This window comes from Rhizobium sp. M10, assembly GCF_002531955.1.
GTDB lineage: Bacteria > Pseudomonadota > Alphaproteobacteria > Rhizobiales > Rhizobiaceae > Rhizobium > Rhizobium etli_C.
Window position 1 is genome coordinate 166024 of the sequence record NZ_NWTA01000012.1, and the last position, 19199, is coordinate 185222.

Annotated in this window: 15 protein-coding genes; 11 read left to right on the top strand and 4 right to left on the bottom strand. The window is 58.8% G+C overall.

Translation table 11 applies throughout. The features are described from left to right. Window position 1 precedes the first annotated feature (1 nt). Complete coding sequence (locus tag CO671_RS20445; RefSeq protein WP_097607443.1) at window positions 2-775, top strand: sulfite exporter TauE/SafE family protein; 774 nt, start codon at window positions 2-4, stop codon at window positions 773-775. Beyond that, window positions 772-2241 carry an NAD-dependent succinate-semialdehyde dehydrogenase gene (locus tag CO671_RS20450; protein WP_010031088.1) on the top strand — a complete coding sequence of 490 codons (1470 nt, stop codon included), beginning with the start codon at window positions 772-774 and terminating at the stop codon, window positions 2239-2241. Before CO671_RS20445 ends, CO671_RS20450 begins: the two co-directional genes overlap by 4 nt. 181 nt (window positions 2242-2422) lie before the next feature. Here the strand turns inward: CO671_RS20450 and ftsZ are convergent, their stop codons facing one another. The 3 genes from ftsZ to CO671_RS20465 are packed head-to-tail and all read right to left on the bottom strand — an operon-like array spanning window position 2423 to window position 5368. After that, window positions 2423-3415: a cell division protein FtsZ gene (gene ftsZ, locus CO671_RS20455; protein ID WP_170965020.1), complete on the bottom strand. Its 993-nt coding sequence runs from the start codon at window positions 3413-3415 to the stop codon at window positions 2423-2425. A 44-nt stretch (window positions 3416-3459) separates the two neighbouring features. After that, on the bottom strand, window positions 3460-4737 hold the full coding sequence (gene fabF / locus CO671_RS20460; RefSeq protein WP_097607445.1) for a beta-ketoacyl-ACP synthase II: 1278 nt from the start codon (window positions 4735-4737) through the stop codon (window positions 3460-3462). A gap of 46 nt (window positions 4738-4783) precedes the next feature. Further along, the gene (locus tag CO671_RS20465; RefSeq protein ID WP_097607446.1) at window positions 4784-5368 is read right to left on the bottom strand and encodes a TetR/AcrR family transcriptional regulator; all 585 of its coding nucleotides are present in this window, start codon (window positions 5366-5368) and stop codon (window positions 4784-4786) included. Window positions 5369-5464: 96 nt separating this feature from the next. Here CO671_RS20465 and CO671_RS20470 point away from each other — a divergent pair, with 96 nt between their 5' ends. From CO671_RS20470 to CO671_RS20505, 8 genes are all read left to right on the top strand, one after another. Next, window positions 5465-6565, top strand: coding sequence for an efflux RND transporter periplasmic adaptor subunit (locus CO671_RS20470; RefSeq protein WP_097607447.1), 1101 nt, complete (start codon window positions 5465-5467; stop codon window positions 6563-6565). Beyond that, the gene (locus CO671_RS20475) at window positions 6565-9696 is read left to right on the top strand and encodes an efflux RND transporter permease subunit (RefSeq protein WP_097607448.1); all 3132 of its coding nucleotides are present in this window, start codon (window positions 6565-6567) and stop codon (window positions 9694-9696) included. The genes CO671_RS20470 and CO671_RS20475 overlap by 1 nt, the downstream gene beginning before the upstream one ends. Before the next feature lie 172 nt (window positions 9697-9868). After that, entirely contained in the window at window positions 9869-10453 is a 585-nt protein-coding gene (locus CO671_RS20480; protein ID WP_097607449.1) for a glutathione S-transferase family protein, read from the top strand. A 70-nt stretch (window positions 10454-10523) separates the two neighbouring features. Beyond that, entirely contained in the window at window positions 10524-11624 is a 1101-nt protein-coding gene (locus tag CO671_RS20485) for an NmrA family NAD(P)-binding protein (protein WP_097607495.1), read from the top strand. Then, the gene (locus CO671_RS20490) at window positions 11608-12258 is read left to right on the top strand and encodes a TetR family transcriptional regulator (protein WP_097607450.1); all 651 of its coding nucleotides are present in this window, start codon (window positions 11608-11610) and stop codon (window positions 12256-12258) included. The genes CO671_RS20485 and CO671_RS20490 overlap by 17 nt, the downstream gene beginning before the upstream one ends. A 472-nt stretch (window positions 12259-12730) precedes the next feature. Next, window positions 12731-14872: a caspase family protein gene (locus CO671_RS20495; protein WP_097607451.1), complete on the top strand. Its 2142-nt coding sequence runs from the start codon at window positions 12731-12733 to the stop codon at window positions 14870-14872. Between the two features lie 94 nt (window positions 14873-14966). Continuing rightward, a complete protein-coding gene (locus CO671_RS20500) occupies window positions 14967-16205 on the top strand; it encodes a phosphoribosyltransferase family protein (RefSeq protein ID WP_280953345.1) in 1239 nt (412 codons plus the stop codon). Window positions 16206-16402: 197 nt separating this feature from the next. Continuing rightward, the gene (locus tag CO671_RS20505; protein ID WP_010029888.1) at window positions 16403-16723 is read left to right on the top strand and encodes a hypothetical protein; all 321 of its coding nucleotides are present in this window, start codon (window positions 16403-16405) and stop codon (window positions 16721-16723) included. Window positions 16724-16829: 106 nt separating this feature from the next. Here the strand turns inward: CO671_RS20505 and CO671_RS34265 are convergent, their stop codons facing one another. Then, complete coding sequence (locus CO671_RS34265) at window positions 16830-17345, bottom strand: hypothetical protein (RefSeq protein ID WP_245423773.1); 516 nt, start codon at window positions 17343-17345, stop codon at window positions 16830-16832. A 42-nt stretch (window positions 17346-17387) separates the two neighbouring features. Here CO671_RS34265 and CO671_RS20510 point away from each other — a divergent pair, with 42 nt between their 5' ends. Further along, a complete protein-coding gene (locus CO671_RS20510; protein ID WP_245425009.1) occupies window positions 17388-19055 on the top strand; it encodes a glycosyltransferase in 1668 nt (555 codons plus the stop codon). Window positions 19056-19199: the final 144 nt, after the last annotated feature.

Consider the following 19199-nt stretch of genomic DNA (forward strand, 5'->3'; position numbering starts at 1 on the left):
CGTGAGTGTTGCCGGTCTTGCGGGGCTTCTGGTACTGGCGGGCCTTGCCGCCTACATGCAGACCCTGACGGGTTTTGCCCTCGGCCTGATCATGATGGGCGGCATCGGGCTTTCCGGGCTGATGCCGCTGCCGGAGGCCGCGGTGCTCGTCGGCTGCATGGTGCTCGTCAATGCGGCGCAGGTCCTGGCACGCGGCTGGCGCGACATCGCCTGGGCGGAATTCTGGCCGGTCGTCATCTCCAGCCTTGCCGCCCTTGCCGCCGGATACTGGCTGCTGGGCTTGATGGTTTCGAGGTCCATCGATTGGCTGAAACTTGTGCTCGGTATCGTCATCATTGCCTCCAGCCTGCAGCTTGCGCTGAAGCCCCAGCCGCTGGCGGCGCGGTCATCGACGGTATCTTTCGCGTTATTCGGTGCGATTGCCGGCCTGATGGGCGGCCTGTTTTCCACCGCCGGCCCGCCGCTGGTCTATCATCTCTACCGGCAGCCGCTGCCGGCCGTCAGCATCCGCGAAACGCTGGTAGCGGTCTTTGCCGTCAATGCCGTCATTCGGCTGTCCATGGTCGCGGCTGCCAGCGAGATACCGCACAGCGGCTTCTGGTGGGGGCTGCTCTGCATTCCGGCCGTGATGATCATGACCTCGGTTGCGAAAAGGTGGCCGCCGCCCCTGTCCGTCCTGTCCATTCGCCACATCGCCTTCGGCCTGCTTTTCTTGTCCGGCCTGTCGCTGGCCGTTCCCGCTCTTTTGAAGATCATAGGAGATCATGCATCATGACCGAGCATCGCACGCTTGCCCTCAAGGACCCCACGCTTCTCATAGATAAGGCTTTTGTCGACGGCGCGTGGATCGCCGCACCCGACGGCAGGTCGATTGCGGTCACCGACCCCTTCGACGGGGCGCTGATTGCCAATGTGCCGGATCTCGGCCAGGCGGTTGTCGCCGAAGCGATCGATGCCGCTGCCGCCGCCCAGAAGCTCTGGGCAAGGCGGACGGCCAAGGAACGGGCGCAGGTGCTCAAGCGCTGGTACGATCTCATCATCGAAAATGCCGACGATCTGGCGCTGATCCTGACGACCGAGCAGGGCAAGCCGCTGGCGGAGGCGAAGGGCGAGGTCGTCTCCAATGCCGCCTATCTCGAATGGTTCGCGGAGGAGGCAAAGCGCATCGACGGCGATATCATTCCCGGTCCCAATGCCGGTCAGCGCATCATGGTCCTGAAGCAACCGGTCGGCGTCTGCGCGGCGATCACGCCGTGGAATTTTCCGAACGGCATGATCACCCGCAAGGCAGGCCCGGCCCTTGCTGCCGGCTGCAGCATGATCCTGAAGCCCGCTTCGCAGACGCCGCTATCGGCGCTGGCACTTGCCCTTCTGGCCGAGCGCGCCGGCGTGCCGAAGGGGGTGTTCTCGGTCGTGACAGGGGAGGCCAAGCCAATCGGTCTTGAGTTCTGCCACAATCCGAAAATTGCCAAAATCACCTTTACCGGTTCGACCGGAGTCGGCCGCTGGCTGATGAAGGAGGCGGCCGACGGCATCAAGCGCCTGTCGCTGGAGCTGGGGGGCAACGCGCCCTTCATCGTATTCGACGACGCGGACCTCGATGCCGCCGTCGAAGGCGCGATGATCTCCAAGTTCCGCAATGCCGGCCAGACCTGCGTCTGCGCCAACCGCATCTACGTACAGGAGAGCGTCGCTGCGGCTTTCACCGAAAAGCTTCTTGCCAAGGTTTCGGGACTTTCGCTCGGTCGCGGTACCGAAGCCGGCGTCAGCCAAGGGCCGCTGATCGATGAGAAGGCTGTGGCGAAAATGGAAGAGCATGTCGCCGATGTGGTCGCAAGAGGCGGGGTCGTGCTTTCCGGCGGCAAACGCAGCGCGCTCGGGGGCACGTTCTTCGAGCCGACGGTCGTCACCGGCGTGACGCAGGCAATGAAGGTGGCAAAGGAGGAAACCTTTGCGCCGCTGGCGCCAATCATTTCGTTCAAGGACGAGGACGACGTCATCGCGATGGCCAATGATAGCGAATTCGGCCTTGCCTCCTATTTTTACGCAAAGGACATGGCCCGCATTTGGCGTGTCGCGGAAGCGCTCGAGGCTGGCATGGTGGGTGTCAACACCGGCATGATCGCCAACGAAATGGCTCCCTTTGGCGGCATCAAGCAGTCCGGCACCGGGCGCGAAGGATCGAAATACGGGATTGAGGGCTTTCTTGAACTGAAATACGTGTCCCTTGGAGGTCTCTGACTGGCAGCGACTGACGATTATCGCTTCGTCGCGAGATATAGCCGTCAAAATCGACGTCGTCTGACTGGTAGCGCCGCGTTGTCAGCCCGAGCCAGGCGCTCTCGCGCGCCGCTGCGAGCAGTGAGTTGAGATGTTCAGGAGCGCGTTGCCTTTAGAAATCGACCGACCCTGCACATGAACGTCAGGCGACACGGTCGACAAGCAGCGGCGCGCGGGCTGCCAGTCCAATCCCGGTTGCGATGAGCGACACCCGCATCCGGTCGCCGAGGCTTTCGTCGAGGCTTGCGCCGAAGATGATCTCGGCATTCCCATCGACTTCTTCGCGGATACGGCCGGCTGCATCATCGACTTCGAACAGGGTGAGATCTCGACCAGCAGAGATCGAGACGAGAACCCCTTTTGCGTCCCTGAGTATCGCGTCACCAAACAGCGGATTCTCCAGGGCTGCTTTCGCGGCCGCGGTCGCTCTGCCTGGGCCCGCAGCTTCTCCTGTTCCCATGACCGCCATGCCCATGTCCCCCATGATCGCTTTCACATCGGCGAAATCGAGATTGACCAGTCCTTCCTTCAGGATCAGTTCGACGATCGAACTGACGCCTGCATAGAGCACGGCGTCGGCCGAAGCAAAGGCCGCCGCAAGCGTCGTATGCGGGTCCGAAAGCCGAAAGAGGCTCTGGTTTGGGACAACGATGACGGTATCGGCGACTTCGAGGAGCTGTTCGATTCCTTCTTTCGCCTGGCGCATGCGGTGCGAGCCTTCGAACACGAAGGGCTCCGTGACAACGGCGACGGTGAGAATGCCGGCCTGCCGTGCGGCGCGGGCAATAACCGGCGCTGCCCCGGTCCCTGTGCCACCGCCCATGCCAGCGGCGATAAAGCACATATGATAACCGGCGAGATGTTCCATGATCTCGCGGATCGACTCTTCCGCAGCGGCACGACCGATTACCGGGAGCGAGCCGGCGCCCAGACCCTCGGTAACGTTCAGGCCAAGTTGCACGATCTGCGGCGCCTTGGACTTGACGAGCGCCTGAGCATCGGTGTTGGCAACCAGAAAATCGACGCCGGATAATTCCTGCGTGATCATGTTGTCGACTGCGTTTCCGCCACCGCCGCCGACACCGATCACGGCAATCTTCGGCTTCCAACCTGCCGGTTTCTGTAGGGGGTGCATCATTATAATCCGTCCTATCCTCGTTCGGAATTGCTTGTGGAGGCCTATGCCGCTTTTGCAGGCCAACGCTTAAACAGCGCACTCGCATTCACGCCGCCGAACCCGAAGCCATTGGTGATCGCGTAATCCATAAACATTGGCCGGGCCACTTTGGCGACGATGTCAATTCCGTCGCTGGCAGGGTCCGGTGCATTCAGATTGAGTGTTGGCGGCGCAATCTGATCGCGCAGAGCCATGATTGCAAAGACGGCTTCCAATCCACCGGCAGCACCGAGCAAATGACCGGTCGCTGATTTCGTGCCGCTCACCGCCAGACCGGATGCCTTTCCGAACACAGACTTGATGGCCTCGATTTCCCCACGGTCTCCAACCGGCGTGGAGGTCGCGTGAGCATTCACGTGCTGGATTTCCTGAGGAGAAATACCGGCCTGTCGGATCGCAATTTGCATGGCTCTCGCGGCGCCCGATCCATCCTCAGGACCGGACGTGATGTGGTGGGCGTCGGCTGTCGTGCCGTAGCCGACCAATTCGGCCAAAGGCTCGGCACCGCGCGCAAGGGCATGGCTGAGGGATTCGATGACCAGTACGCCTGCGCCTTCTCCCATGACGAACCCGTCGCGGAGTATATCGAACGGTCGCGATGCCAGTTCAGGCGTGTCGTTGAACCCCGCAGACAAGGACCGCGCAGCAGCAAAGCCGCCAAGGCTCACGATATTCATGCAGGCTTCCGTCCCGCCGCAGATCGCGATGTCGGCTTCGTTCGCACGAATGAGCCTGGCGGCGTCACCAATCGCCTGAACGCCCGCCGCGCAGGCTGTCACGGGTGCTCCAAGGGGACCCTTCAACCCATGTCGTATCGATACCTGACCTGCTGCCAGATTGACCAGAAACGACGGGATGGTGAAGGGCGACAAACGTCGTGGCCCCTTATGGTCGACAGTCCGCACAGCGTCAGTGATGGCGGGAAAACCGCCGATTCCGGAAGCAATGATCGTTGCCGTTCGAAGGCGGTCCTCTTCCGAAATGGGCTTCCAACGCGCCTGCGCAAGTGCTTCGTCAGCCGCCGCGAGCGCGAAAAGAATAAAGCGATCGATCTTTCGCTGATCTTTCGGCGGCAGCACAAGATCAGGATCGAACCCTGCTTCTGCGTCCTCGGCGATGGATGGGACCACACCACCGATCTTGGCGGGGAGATCACCGACAACCTCGTCCGATAGGCGGCGAATCCCGGATTTTCCGGCTTTGAGCCGTGTCCAGGAGCTTGAGACATTGGCACCGAGCGGGCTCACCGCACCCATGCCTGTGACGACTATACGACGCATGATAACTCCGAGAAATTGTGTGTTGCCGGACTGGAACGGTGGCGTCCTAGTCTTCGTCGAGTGGGGCGAGGCGTTTTACCTCATTGGCCGCCGCTTGAAGCAGACGGTCCGACATATCCGCGTCCGTCATGATCCGTGATAGCGTGACCGCGCCGACCATCAGGGACAGCACCACCATCGCCTTTTCATTGGCGTCGGGCTCGCCTTTTTCCGGCATCAGTTCCTCCAACACCTGCAGATGAGCCTCGATCCCGTCTTGGAAGGGTGTCCGGACTTCCGCCCTTTGGCGAGCTGCGTCAGAGCCAAGTGCGACGAGCGGGCATCCGTCCCCCGTTTCCCCGTGATGGTCGGCCGACAAGTAGAGACCGACGACCGCGCGCAACGGACCCGAGCTTGAGGCTGCGACGGACGACCACCGGCGTGTTGCACTCTCCATCGCCCGACGGGATGCGAGCGCCGCGAGATCGTCTTTGGATTCGAACTGCTTATAGAAGCCGCCTTGGGTAAGGCCGGCTGCCTTCATCAGGTCTTTGAGACCGATCCCGTCAAAACCATGTTCGCGAAAGAGCCGGCTTGCCGCAGTGATCACGGCGTCTCGATTTGCTTCGGCCTGGGCTCGAGTGACTCGCATTTAGTGCTCCTTTTAGATTTCATTTGACATCTATATACGTTTTAGATTTAAGTTGCAATCTATTCCGATGAATCGACCGTCAAGAAGGGTCATCACATGAAAACGAAGTTTCTCCTCTCCTCCGCGGTCGTGATCGCCGGCGCCGCCACCGCCGCGTTTGTCTTTTGGCCGACCGAGAAAGTCTCGGCAGCGGCCGATCCCCGGACCGCAATCCCATTTGTGAGTGTCGTAGAGGCAACGACGCCGGATACCGTCGCCAGAAGCTTTACCGGGACGATCGCGCCCCGCGTCCAGAGCGATCTTGGCTTTCGTGTCCCCGGCAAGATCGTCGAAAGGTTGGTGAACCTCGGTGACGAGGTGAAAGCCGGACAGCCCTTGATGAAGATCGATGAAACAGATCTGCGCCTCGCGCTGACCGCCAAACGCAATGCCGTTGCGGCGGCACAGGCAACATTCGTTCAGGCACAAGCCGACGAAAAGCGTTTCGCCGCACTGGTGAAAAACCTGGCGGCATCCACCCAGCAGTATGAAAAGGCGAAAGCGGCCCTTGATACTGCCACCGCGCAACTTGCCGCAGCAAAAGCCGAGGCGAATGTCGCCGCCAACGAGGCGACATATACGGTGCTGCTGGCAGACGCCGACGGAACAATTGTCGAAACACTGGGCGAACCCGGACAGGTGGTCGCAGCCGGCCAGACGGTCATTCGGCTTGCCCAGGCCGGAGCGCGGGAGGCTCTGGTGTGGATGCCCGAAAATCTCAGGCCGGAGATCGGCGCGACCGCACAAGCCACCGTTTATGGCCGCGATACCAAAGACAACGCGGTGCTTCGCCAGATTTCGGCTTCAGCAGAAACGCGAACCCGCACCTACGAAACGCGCTGGGTCCTGCAAGGAGGTGCGGCGACAGCGCCTTTGGGCGCAACGGTAACGATTAAGATCCCCAATAAGGATGCGCAAACCCATGCCGAGGTGCCGATCGGCGCGCTTCTAGACGACGGCAACCGTTCGGGCATCTGGGTCGTCGATAAATCCTCTACCGTTCACTTCCGGGAACTGACCGTCGAACGGCTCGGCGAGGAAGACGCGATCGTTTCTGGCTTGAAGCCGGGCGAAGTCGTCGTTGCACTTGGCGCGCATCTCCTGACCGACGGCGCGACCATTCGGACCGGTGTAGAAAAAGCAGGGGCGGCCAAGTGATGAGCTTCAATCTTTCCGCGCTGGCCGTCCGTGAGCGGGCCGTCACCCTCTTTTTCATCATCCTTTTAGCCGCAGCAGGCGTCTACGCCTTCATGAGCCTCGGGCGCGCAGAGGATCCGTCTTTCACAATTAAGACAATGACGGTCACGAGTGTCTGGCCGGGCGCAACAGCGCGCGAGATGCAGGATCTCGTCGCGGAACCGCTGGAAAAGCGTCTTCAGGAACTGACTTGGTATGATCGGGTGGAAACAACCACTCGTCCGGGCTACGCATTCCTGACGGTCACACTCAAAGACGATACGCCGGCCAGCGCGGTCGAGGGCGAGTTTTATCAGGCGCGCAAGAAACTGGGCGACGAGGCGAGGAGCCTGCCGCCTGGTGTCTTCGGACCTTTCGTCAATGATGAGTATTCCGACGTCAGCTTCGCCCTTTACGCGTTGAAAGCCAAGGGCATGCCGATGCGTGACCTGGTTCGCCAGGCGGAAACGATCCGGCAGGACCTTCTGCATGTGCCGGGCGTGAAGAAGATCAACATTCTCGGCGAACGGCCCGAGCAGATCTTTGTCGAATTCTCTTTCGCCAAGCTCGCGACACTTGGTGTGTCGGCGCAGGACATTGCATCGGCCCTCCAAAACCAGAACACCGTCACGCCCGCCGGCTCCATCGATACACGCGGTCCGCAGGTCTTTATCCGGTTTGACGGCGCCTACAACAACATACAGGCCATCGCGGATACACCGATCGTGGCCGGTGGCCGGACTCTGAAACTTTCCGACATCGCGGACATCCGTCGCGGCTACGAAGATCCCGCGACCTACATCATTCGACACGAAGGCGAGCCGGCGATCATGCTGGCTGCCGTGATGCAATCGGGCTGGAATGGTCTCGAGCTCGGCAAGGCGCTTGAGGAAAGATCTGCGACGATCAGCCAGTCGCTGCCTCTCGGTATGACCCTGGCGAAGGTCAGCGACCAAGCCGTAAACATCCAGGAAGCTGTCGGCGAATTCATGATGAAGTTCGCGATGGCGCTTGGTGTCGTGCTGTTCGTCAGTCTGATCGCTCTGGGCTGGCGCGTCGGTATCGTCGTGGCACTTGCCGTTCCACTGACGCTTGCCGTCGTCTTCCTGATCATGCTGGAAACCGGACGCTTCTTCGATCGCATTACGCTTGGTGCCCTGATCCTGGCGCTCGGACTTCTGGTAGACGATGCGATCATCGCTATTGAGGTCATGGTCGTAAAGATGGAAGAGGGCATGGACCGCATCAAGGCGGCCGCCTATGCTTGGAGCCATACCGCAGCGCCCATGCTGTCAGGCACGCTTGTCACCATTATCGGCCTGATGCCGGTCGGTTTTGCGAAATCGACGGCGGGTGAATATGCCGGCAACATTTTTTGGGTCGTGGGCTTCGCTCTCATCGTATCCTGGATCATCGCCGTGGTGTTCACACCCTATCTCGGCGTCAAGATGCTTCCCGACATCAAGCCTGTCACCGGAGGCCACGGCGCCATCTATGGCACGCCGAATTACCAACGTCTTCGTGCGGTCATCAAGTTCGCCGTTCGGCATAAGTTCATGACCTGCGCTGTCGTGGTCGTGGTGATGGGTGTTTCCGTCGTGGGAATGGGGAGCGTAAAGCAGCAATTCTTCCCGACGTCGGATCGCCCCGAGGTGCTGGTCGAGGTTCGGCTGCCCGAAGGCACGAGTATCGAAACGACCAGCGCTACGGTAGAAAAGCTCGAGCGCTGGCTGCAGAAGCAGCCCGAGTCGAAGATCGTAACCAGCTATATCGGTCAGGGCGCCCCACGATTCTTCTTTGCAATGGCGCCTGAACTGCCGGATCCGGCCTTCGCCAAGATCGTAACACTCACCCCCGATGCCGAGGGTCGTGAAGCGCTGAAGCATCGCCTGCGTGCAGCCATCGCCGATGGCCTTGCGCCGGAAGCCTCCGTTCGCGTCACGCAGCTCGTGTTCGGCCCTTACACACCGTTCCCCGTCGAGTTTCGCATTATGGGGCCCGATCCCGAGAAGCTCTATCAAATCTCGGAACAAGCGCTCGCGATCATGAAAACCGTCCCGGACGTTCGCCAGTCCAACCGCGATTGGGGCAACCGCACGCCTATCGTCCGCTTCATTCCTGACCAGGAAAGGCTCAATCTCATCGGCCTGTCGCCCGCCGAAGCCGCCCAACAGTTGCAGCTTCTGCTAACGGGCGTTCCTATAACCCAGGTTCGTGAAAACATCCGCAACGTCCCCGTTGTTGCGCGCAGCGGCGGCGACAATCGTCTCGATCCCTCAAAGCTCTCAGACTTCTCGCTGATCAGCAGGGACGGAAGGGCAATTCCGCTCGATCAGATCGGTCACTCAGAGGTCAGCTTCGAAGAGCCGATCATGAAGCGCCGTGACCGCACGCCGGTCATCACCGTCCGGTCTGACATCAGCGAGACAACGCAACCGCCGGAAGTGTCGCAAGCCGTCATGCAGGCCCTGCAGCCATTGATCACCTCGCTGCCCGTCGGTTATCGGATTGAAATGGGCGGCAATATCGAGGAATCGCTCAAGGCAAACGTCGCGCTCGCCAAAATCTTCCCCTTGATGATCGCAGCGACACTGATCGTGATCGTTCTTCAGGTTCGCAGCCTGTCGACCATGACCATGGTCATACTGACGGCGCCGCTTGGCCTTGCCGGCGCAGTACCGGCCTTGCTCCTCTTCAACCAACCTTTCGGCTTCAACGCCATTCTAGGTCTGATTGGACTTGCCGGTATCCTGATGCGCAACACGCTTATCTTGACCGAGCAGATCAAGGAGAATCAGGCGGCAGGTCTGGACGACTATCACGCTGTCATCGAAGCGACCGTGCAACGAACCCGTCCGGTTATCCTAACGGCGCTTGCAGCGGTACTCGCCTTCATTCCGCTGACCCATTCGGTGTTCTGGGGATCGATGGCCTACACGCTGATCGGCGGCACGGCGGTCGGCACCGCGATAATCCTCCTGTTCCTTCCTGCTCTCTATGCGGCATGGTTCCGGATCAAGCCGACAGAGGACAACACGATGCACGCCGACCATGGCGTCGCACAGCCGGAGGCGAGCCGCCCGGAACCGAAGCTGCATCTGGCGGCCGAGTGATGCAAAGACCCCTCCGAAGCGTCCCTGACGCTTCGGAGGGTCAAAGGGCAGGCCGTCACGTTATCGGGCATAAGGTCTGCCGTCTCCTTCGAAAGGGACAGAGTACTGCCCCAAGCCCGGCAACGCCGGTCTCCAGCTAAACGATCCACGCTCACGAACTAACAGGTGCAACATGACCCCGATCGTATCAATTTTCAAAAACCCGCCCGATGGCGGTCGGGGGTTCCACCGGGATATGCGCGTGCGGTGGGCGCTGGAAGAAGTCGGTCAGCCCTATCGGCTACGATTGCTGGCCTTCTCCGAAATGCGCCGTCCTGAATACCGCGCGCTCCACCCCTTCGGACAGATGCCGACCTATGAGGACGGGAATCTGGTGCTTTTCGAATCCGGTGCGATCGTCCATCACATCGCGCATACGTACCCTGGTCTCTTGCCGCTCGACCCGAACGCCCGGTCGCGTGCGGTCATGTGGATGTTTGCGGCGCTGAACACGATCGAGCCCTGCATGTCTTCAGGCAACGCCGGCTATCTGCCTGCCCGGCTTAGGGAACTTTCCTCGAAGCTTGGCAATGCTGATTGGCTGGAAGGAGAATTCAGTGCCGCGGACCTGTTGATGGTGACAGTGCTGCGAGCGCTGCGCGGCACCGAATTCCTCGAGAATAACCCAAACCTTAAGAATTACGTCGCACGCGGTGAAGGGCGGCCGGCATTTCGGCGGGCGCTGACAACGTCCGCACCTGCGATTCGATCCGCATGACTGCCCGAACGACGCACGCAAAAATCTTCTCATGGTCGTGGGGCATATCGAGCACTTGAAGGAGATCCATATGTCATATGAAACCAGCAGAATTTTCGTGATTGGTGCCACCGGAGCACAAGGAATGTCGGTGGTAAAGGGTCTGGTCGCTGACGGCAAATACGACGTTCTGGCACTTACCCGAGACAGTACGTCGGAGCGCGCGAGACAACTCGAGGAGATGGGCAATGTCTCCTTAATAGAGGGTTCATTCGCTGACGAAGAGGTTCTCCGCAAAGGCTTCCGTGCTTGCAATGGAGCTTTTGTCAATATCGACGGGTTCAACACGGGCGAGAAAACAGAAACCTATCTCGCGATGAGGACCTATGAAATCGCGATCGAGGAGGGGGTCAGGTTCTTCGTTTTCGGCAACCTCGACTATGTGCTGAAAAAGTCAGGATATGATTCGCGTTTCCGAACCGGCCACTATGACGGCAAGGGGCGCGTCGCAGAATGGATTCTGTCGCAAAACAAAGCCAATGCCGACAGGATGGGCGCAGCGATTTTTACGACCGGGCCGTACATGGAGATGGCGTTCTCGCCCTTTACGCCGATGACGCCCAGAATTGAGGAGGGCGTTGTTACCTGGAGGGTGCCGCTTGGGCGTGGAGCCGTTGTCCATGTCTCACTCGAAGATTGCGCATACTACGTCCGTTGGCTTTTCGACAACACCGAACGGTCTGTCGGAATGGACCTTGAGGTTGCCATCGAACATGTGCGTTACGACGAACTCGCTGCGGCGTTCGAGCGTGTGACGGGACATCCCGCACGTTACATCGATACGGACGTTCATCAGTATTTCGGCGGACCTCTCAAGAACGCGGCAGATCGGCCAGCCGGCTACAATGCGGATCCCGCCGATAGGAGCACGATGAGTTTCAGGGACAACTTCACCGGCTTCTGGAACATGTGGAGGCATGACATCATCAAACGCGACTACCTGCTTCTTGATGACATCCATCCCAACAGATTGAACTCGGCCGAGCAGTGGATACGGCGCCATGAGGATCTTGCCCGCCTAAACGGGTCACCCTCGCTCTGGGACAAGCTTCAGCCCGAGGCGTTGCAAAACAGCTTTTCGGTTCTGAAAAGCAGCGAAGATAGGCAGAGGGGAAATGTTGGCGGCCTCTGACACCTTGGCGATGCCAAGCGATGGCCCGAGGTCACGCCGAGGCGAAGACGCTAAAATCAGGAACCTTATTCTCAATCATGCCGAGGCATATATCCGCCGTATTGGCCACAAGAAAACCAACGTCGCCGATATAGCAGATAACCTGGACATGAGCCGGGCGAACATCTATCGCTTTTTCCCAACGAGAGCGGCCATAGACCATGGCGTTTTTGCCAGGCTTACCGACGAGACGCTGTCGGCGATCACGCATATCGCCGGTGGTCCTGATACCGCTCCGACAAGGCTGGTTACAATCCTCCAAGTCCTTCATCGTCGGGTTCGCGACGATCTTATCCATGCGCCGAATATCCACGCGCTCTACGTCGCAGCTTATTTGGACAACTGGACAGTAACGCGCCTCTATCTTCAACGATTGACTGCGATTCTCGCAAAAATCCTCCGCGAGATGAATGCATCATCTAAACTGAGCAATGATGGTTCAGCGGAAACCGCACAAGCTGTTGTCGACGCTATGAATCCGTTTCTGCATCCTCTTCTCGTTGAGTTACGCCTAAAAAACCAGAATGATGTCGACATGGAACTGAGAGGCCAGATCGCATTCGTCCTGAGCGCGCTGGGTGTTCGAGAGGCATAGTCCGTCAAAATGCGAAAATGAGTTGGGAGGGAGATGATGGAGATCGCTTTAAAAATAGCCGGCGGCTCATAAGCGTTCTCCACGGTGGACCGATTACGACAGTCCGGAAATCAATCACCCTTGTCGCGATCGCCCCGACCAACGCCCTTGAAAATCCTGCAACGCTGGCTGTCGTACCCAGGAAATTCATGCATGACTTGGCCACCGCTGGATTGTGGTTGCGTCAACGTCCGCCAGCTTTGTCCTCGCCTCCACCGCTATTGTGTTTCGCCCGTCGGGGTTCGCTCGATGCCGGTCTGCGATTTGTGTATTGCAGAACGGCTGCCGATTGGTGTGTAAATAGGTAGACTGGTGAGATTATCCGGAAGCTAATACACTTCAAATTCTCGATCGCGGAGTGGCAGGCAGACAAGCAAGGTTCAGGCTTTGCACCGATGGTTTCGGGCATGGTCTTCTCATTGGAGCGATAGTGATGGTTTCCACATCTGCGCAGTGGCGAGTCCCACGTTTTTTTGTCTGCTTATTCCTGCTGATCGCGTGTCAAGTCTTCGCGGGACCTGCTCACGCAGAAAAGCGCGCGGCAATCGTCATTGGCAATAGTGACTATCCTTTTGCGCCGTTGAGCAATCCCCAGAATGACGCCAAGCTGATCGCCAATACCTTGACCGAATTGAATTTCGATGTGCTGTTGTTTTACGACCTGAAGAAAGAGGCGGTCAAGGATCTCAAAGAGACCGTTCGGACGCATCTGGTCGGTGCCGATATTGCCGTCTTCTACTATGCCGGCCACGCCTTGCAGGCCAGTGGCCGCAATCTCCTATTGCCCGTGGACGTCGATACCAGCTCTGCGCAACGGGTCGTCGCCGATGCACTCGTCCTCAATGATCTCATCGATATCGTCAAGAACGATCCTGTCGGGCTGAAGCTCTTCATTCTTGATGCATGCCGAAACAATCCGGCTGCAAATTTCCAAGGCCTTCGTCAGGGGCTGGCAGATACTGAGGCGGGAAGCGGGCAGGTCTTGGTGGCGTATGCAACGAGCGCCGGTGAAGTCGCCTATGATGGCACCGGGCTGAACAGTCCCTATTCGTCGGCGCTCGCCAATGCCCTGCAGCGACCGAACCTCGATGTTTATGACACGTTTCGAACGGTTCGCGGCGATGTCAGGCAAGCGACCGGCAATGCCCAAATACCTTGGATCACCGGCTCGATCGAAACGCGGTTCGTGTTCCGGCCACAGGCGGCAATCTTGAACGCGGAAGCAGTCGTTCCGCCCACCGAGACCTCGAGCCCGGTTAATATTGACGAGGTGCTGTGGACCTTCATCAAGGATAGTCCAGATCCTGCCGATTTCGAGCGCTTCGCAAAGATCTTTCCCCAAAGCGCGCACGCGGCCGAGGCGGAAGAAAAGAGCCGTGTCCAGGTTGCTGCCCTTTCGAAACGCGGGCTCTATATCCGCGAAAGCCTTGTCGCCTCATCCATCGCCAGCCAGGTGCCGAGCGCAGGCGACTCCGAGGCCAAGGAGTTCGTCTTCCAACAATCGGGCGAGCGAGCGGTGAGCGAAACGTTCAGGATGTGGCCGAGTTTACTGCCCGAGACGGCGGGCGGGATGCGCAGTCTTGTGACCGAATGCGATCTTTACGGTGCTGACCCGAACGATCCGCAGCGACAAGTCCCCGGCGTCAGTAATGGTCTCGTCAATGTGCGCGACGCGTTGCGGGCCTGCGCCTTTGCGCTTGCAGCAGACCAGAACAATCCCCGGCTGCAGTATCAGCTTGGGCGCGTTCTCGAGATCGCCGGTCGATACAACTGGGCGGAGTATTTCTACAAAGTCGCCGGCGGCCATCAGTATAGCGCGGCTCTCGTCAACCTCGGCTATATGGCACGCATGGGGATCGGCCGGAAGGTCGACTACGATCAGGCTCTCTCCTACTACATGGCGGCCGCAAAAATGGGCAACCTGCGCGCACGCACGAACGTCGGCACTGCCTATATTCTTGGCCAAGGTGTCTCGAAGGAGCCAGAAGAAGGCATTCTCTGGTATCGTCTTGCCGCTTCCAGCGGATGGGCGAACGCTATCACGGCGCTGGGTGACTGCTACAGGCTGGGCACGGGTGTAAAGCAGGATGCCTCGCAGGCGGTAGCGCTTTACATCGCGGCGGCCGACACTGGCCAGATCGACGCCATGGCAAATCTGGGTCAGGCCTATATCAGCGGAGAGGGCACCAAAAAGGACCTTCGACGTGGCTTGGAGACCCTGCTCAAGGCAACGGACATGGGCAACAAATACGCCCCCTATTATGCCGCGAGGCTGTACCTGAAAGGCGCCGATAAACTTCCTGCTGATCGAAATCGAGCGCTTTCCCTTTTCAAGTTATCTGCCAATCGCGGCCTTGAACTGGCCAACCTCGATCTTGCCTTCGGTTACGACAAAGGCAGCTTCACGGGAAAGGCGGATGTGCCGCTTGCCTATTATTATGGGGTGCTGGCCGAAAAGCTGGGCGTCAATCGAGCCGATGAAGCGCGCGCGGCGATCGGCAAGAAACTTGACACGGCAACACGGCAAAAGATGGAAGCTCAGGTCGATCTCTTTCTGGAACAGAACGGCAAATGACGGTCCGGAGCTGACCTGAACGGGGGGCAACGGCATGCGGATGCAGTATCGCTCGATATCGGATCTTCACAAAGCGATCGTCAACGGGTTGCACATGCTTCCTCGCGAGATCGATCTGGTCGTCGGCATTCCACGCAGCGGCTTACTGGCCGCCAACATGCTCGGCCTTGTCGCCAACCTACCGACGACCGACCTGGACAGTTTCATCGAAGGCCGCGTTTATTCGTTCGGTGCAACCAAGAATACGGCGTCGTTCAGGAGCGCATCGGATGTTCGAAAGGTTCTTGTCCTCGACGACAGCATCAACACCGGTGGCGCCATGCGGGAAGCCAAAGCCAAATTGATGGCATGCAAAACACGCGCTCAGTTTGTCTTCGCGGCGGTCTACGGCCTGCGCGATAGCGTCGAGGATGTCGACTTTATATTCGAGGTCGTCGAACAGCCAAGGCTCTTTCAGTGGAATTTCATGCATCACGGCCTGTTATCGAAGGCGTGCATCGACATTGACGGGGTGCTCTGCCTCGACCCGACCGATACTGAAAATGACGATGGTCCGGCCTATGAAGCCTTCTTGAGAAATGCGCGGGCGCTTCACAAACCGACGCGATTCATCGCCTATCTCGTGACCAGCCGGCTCGAAAAGTACAGGTCCTTGACCGAAACCTGGCTTCGTACAAATGCGATCGACTATGGCAAGCTCATCATGCTCGATCTGCCGAGCGCGGCGGAGCGTCGGCGGCGGGGCACTCATGCAAGATTCAAGGCCGCCTTTTATCGGCGGTGCGACGCTGAGATCTTTGTCGAGAGCAATCTTAGGCAGGCGAACGAGATTGCCAGGATATCGAACAAGCCAGTCCTTTGCACGGAGACCCACCAGATGGTTTCACCGACCACCTCTTTGCGCCGCTTGTTCAATATGAGAATGCCTTTCGATGCTTTCGCGTTTTTGAGGCGAGAGCAGACAATGCCCGAGGAACTCCGCTATACGATTGCCGACGCGCATGACCGCGCAAAATCTCGAACGCTTGTCACCTGGTTCGGGCCGAGACCAGACGGCTTTCTCGAAGCCATCGAGTCCATTCGCAAGATCTGCACGGCCAAGAACGAATATCCGATCATTGTTCTTTCCGATTTCCATCAGGAACTCATGTCGCGGGCAGAGACGCCGGCCGAATTCATTCCGCAGGTGCACCACCTTCCGTCGCTTTCGCCCGGCCAATATCAGGACTATGTGCGCAGGCGTTACGACCTTATGTTGCGAAAGTGGGCGATCTCGCGTGAGGTGACATTGGGGTTGAGCTTTGAGGAATTCCTTGCCGAGCAATTGTCATAGCGAAAAGGCGGAGCACGCTTAGATAAACCCCTCAATTAATCTTCAGGGTTGAAACGTGCATCTATTCGTTGCTTAAAAAGCCAGGGAGGTCCATCGGGGCTGCATCGGGTCGTAGAAAATAATGAGTTTCAACTTGCGGCCATTGACTTTCGTGGTTTGTGAATGCTTACTAAAATAAGCTGCGGGGAGGGCAATATATGCTTCGCAAGATCTCTATCCTCGGAACGCTGATACTTGCCTCATGCACCTCTCAAGGCTCGAATATGACGCTGGCGTCGATGATCAGCGGTTACCGAGGTGCGCCGACCGCCGCTGAAGAAGTGGCCTGGCGCAACGCACGGCGAAGCAACACCGATCAAGCCTATCGCAATTTTATCAGCAGGTATCCGAACAGTTCCTATGTCCCAGTTGCGGCATCAAGGATCACCCGGTCGGTCAAGCCAAAGCCCGTTGCTGTCAGGAATTTGGAAAGTCCCGAACGTAACTCTTCTTTCGGCCGTAGCGGCAGCGCTTATTGAAGCAACTGGCCTGTCAACTGGGAATTGAATCTGGTAGCACCCATCTGGCTTTCGAATGCATTTTGATATTGTCCATGCAGCCGATCCTCGATTTTATGGCGGCTCCTCATCCGCGGTGCGGGTCGAGATCCAATCCGCCCGGCAATTCGGCCTCTCGACGGCTCTGCTTCCATTTCTCGGCGTTTCCGACATCCGTTCCAGGCGGTTCGAGGAACGTCTTCTCGACGTTCTTGAGCGTCAGGAGGTGCCGTGGCTGACGGGCGAGGAGCCAGTCGAGTGCGACATTCTCTTCGCGCATAATCCCCTGGCGTTCGCGCACATGCCGGCACGGCCGCTGCGCCTCAGATCGAAGGTCGTCCTCCTTTCGGTCCAGCATCCGCCCTTCGACGGAGTGGGGAATGCGCAATACAATATCGACGTAGTGAAACGAAATCTGGAGAGAATGTTCGGGGCGCCCGTCATCTTCGCACCGGTCGGCCCCAAGGTGCGCCATCAGTTCGAAGACATCATCGCCGGCAGACCTGAGCTCTTGCGTCATGATCTCTTCAATCTCGTCGACCTTGACGAGTGGCCGATCAGGACCGCGCAGCCGCCGCGCGAACGGGCGGTTATCGGCAGACATTCGCGTCGCGATCTCCTGAAATGGCCGGACACCGAGGCTGAATTGCGCGCGGCCTATCCCGACCTTGGCAATGTCCAGGTTAAGGTCATGGGCGGTGTGCCAGACCAGATCGTGCCTTTGATTGGAGCCAACTGGAACATCTCGCCCTATTCGAACAGCGGTGTGCCTCAATTTCTGAACAGGCTTGATTTTTACGTGTTCTTTCACAGCCGGCAATGGGTTGAGGCGTTTGGCATTGGCATTGCCGAAGCGATGGCGAGCGGGCTTGTGACCATTCTGGACCCATCGTTTCGGGACCTGTTCGAAGATGGTGCGGTTTATTGCCGACCTGAAGAAACAACCAACGTTCTGGAGAGATTTCTCGCCTCTCCCGAGGCCTTCAACGCACAGTCGGCAGCCGCGCGCACATTGGTCGAGAAGAAGTTTTCGACAAGCCGATACCCGGAAAGAATGCGTGCGCTCTATGACGAACTCGGGCTTAGCTCGCCTCCCGCGCTTGCCACGGTCGGCAAGGCCGTTGACGCTGACGCGTTCTCCGCGTCGAGCGGGCGCGCAACGGTCCGTTCCGGGCCGGGAAGACCGCAGCGGTCGCTAATGGGACGTCGGCGCGTCCTGTTTGTCGCAACAAACGGCATAGGCCTTGGCCACATCACGCGATTGATGGCAATCGCCGAGCGCATGTCGCCGGACATGGAGCCCGTTTTCCTGACAATGTCGGCCGGATCTTCGATTATCGAAGCACGTGGGCACCCGGTCGACTACATACCGTCCGCCCCGAAGATCGGTGTCACGGACGACAGCTGGAATGAGGTCTTCGCACAGGAATTGCTGGCCGCCGTGGAGGCGTTTGCCATCAACAGCGTCGTCTTCGACAGCAACCATCCCTTTCCCGGCCTGCTGAAAGTGCTGGCCGCCCGTCCCGATCTGAACTGGGTCTGGATCCGCCGCGGGATGTGGGCTTCCCGTCATGGTCTCGATCCGTCGATGCAGCATCGGTTCGACATGGTGATCGAGCCGGGCGAGTTCGCCGCGGACGAAGATCACGGCATCACCGCGCAATTGCGCGCCGGCGTGATCGGCGTTTCTCCGATCCTCCTCGTTGACAATGACGGCAGGCTCTCGCGGGCAGAAGCTGCCTCGGCTCTCGGTGTCGATCCTGCCGGTCTCGTCGCCGTCGTGCAGCTCGGTTCGGAACGAAATTTTGACGTCAGCCGGCTGCGGCCGGCGATCATCGACGGGCTGCTCAAACATGGCGTCCAGATCATCGATGCGGTCAATCCCCTCGCCCCGAAGCGCGAGGATCATATTGGAGGCACCGTGCAAAAGGCGATCTATCCGATCGCCAGATATTTCAACGCCGTCGACCTGATGATAACGAATGCCGGCTACAACAGCTTCCATGAATCTATTTATGGCGGCATCCCGGCAATCTTCGTTCCCAATGAGGCGCCCGAGATGGACGAGCAAGCCATCAGAGCCGCCTATGCGCAAAGCTCCGGTTTGGGGCTCTGTCTGAGAGCGGTGGATGTCGAGCGAGCGCACGAGGCCATCGAACTCGCCCTGTCGGAAGATTTTCTCACCCAGTATCGTATGCGCGCAGCTCGCATCGTTTTTGCCAATGGAGCGCGTGAAGCGGCACTGGCGATTGAAGAGCTGGCATTCTCTGTCAGGACTGATCGCGCGCTTGGGGGATCGATCGCCCGCGTATGACATTTTCGCCGCGCCCGATTGCGCAGGTCAGACAGATCCCCTCCTTTCAGGCGTTGCGATCTACCGGACGGCCACACGACAGGCATCGGATGGTTGCACTGTTGATGTCACTTCCGAGGCGACGGCCCTTTGTGCTAGGCTTCT

Coding starts and splice junctions, on each gene's coding strand:
- CO671_RS20485 (WP_097607495.1), top strand. CDS start 10,524: ATGTCATATGAAACCAGCAGAATTTTCGTGATTGGTGCCACCGGAGCA.
- ftsZ (WP_170965020.1), bottom strand. CDS start 3,415: ATGCACCCCCTACAGAAACCGGCAGGTTGGAAGCCGAAGATTGCCGTG.
- CO671_RS20500 (WP_280953345.1), top strand. CDS start 14,967: ATGCTTCCTCGCGAGATCGATCTGGTCGTCGGCATTCCACGCAGCGGC.
- CO671_RS20490 (WP_097607450.1), top strand. CDS start 11,608: ATGTTGGCGGCCTCTGACACCTTGGCGATGCCAAGCGATGGCCCGAGG.
- CO671_RS20475 (WP_097607448.1), top strand. CDS start 6,565: ATGAGCTTCAATCTTTCCGCGCTGGCCGTCCGTGAGCGGGCCGTCACC.
- CO671_RS20470 (WP_097607447.1), top strand. CDS start 5,465: ATGAAAACGAAGTTTCTCCTCTCCTCCGCGGTCGTGATCGCCGGCGCC.
- CO671_RS20465 (WP_097607446.1), bottom strand. CDS start 5,368: ATGCGAGTCACTCGAGCCCAGGCCGAAGCAAATCGAGACGCCGTGATC.
- fabF (WP_097607445.1), bottom strand. CDS start 4,737: ATGCGTCGTATAGTCGTCACAGGCATGGGTGCGGTGAGCCCGCTCGGT.
- CO671_RS20450 (WP_010031088.1), top strand. CDS start 772: ATGACCGAGCATCGCACGCTTGCCCTCAAGGACCCCACGCTTCTCATA.
- CO671_RS20495 (WP_097607451.1), top strand. CDS start 12,731: ATGGTTTCCACATCTGCGCAGTGGCGAGTCCCACGTTTTTTTGTCTGC.
- CO671_RS34265 (WP_245423773.1), bottom strand. CDS start 17,345: ATGTCTGCCGATAACCGCCCGTTCGCGCGGCGGCTGCGCGGTCCTGAT.
- CO671_RS20480 (WP_097607449.1), top strand. CDS start 9,869: ATGACCCCGATCGTATCAATTTTCAAAAACCCGCCCGATGGCGGTCGG.
- CO671_RS20505 (WP_010029888.1), top strand. CDS start 16,403: ATGCTTCGCAAGATCTCTATCCTCGGAACGCTGATACTTGCCTCATGC.